Source organism: Pseudoalteromonas sp. SIMBA_162, from assembly GCF_046535955.1.
In the GTDB taxonomy this organism is placed as follows: Bacteria; Pseudomonadota; Gammaproteobacteria; order Enterobacterales; family Alteromonadaceae; genus Pseudoalteromonas; species Pseudoalteromonas marina.
Genome location: NZ_JAWJBQ010000361.1, coordinates 1 through 274, shown reverse-complemented (window position 1 = coordinate 274; position 274 = coordinate 1). Strand labels below are relative to the sequence as shown.

The 274-nt window shown below is 57.7% G+C and carries 1 pseudogene; it reads right to left on the bottom strand.

The window, feature by feature from the left end:
• Positions 1–274: pseudogene (locus R0J88_RS20035) on the bottom strand (translational GTPase TypA); the annotation flags it as partial.

Genomic DNA, 274 nt, shown 5'->3' with positions numbered 1-274 from the left:
CAGTACGCCGTTCTGACGGCCGGACATGTGGCCGGACTTCATCGGAGCGTAGCGATCGAAGATCGAGGTCAGGATGCCTGCACCGTTGGTCAGGGTCAGGAACTGGTTACGGAAACCGATCAGACCACGGGCTGGAATGTTGTATTCCAGGCGTACACGGCCCTTGCCATCCGGAACCATGTTGCTCAGGTCGCCCTTACGCAGGCCCATTTCTTCCATGACCTTGCCCTGGGAATCTTCAGGGATGTCGATGGTGACGTTTTCGAACGGTTCC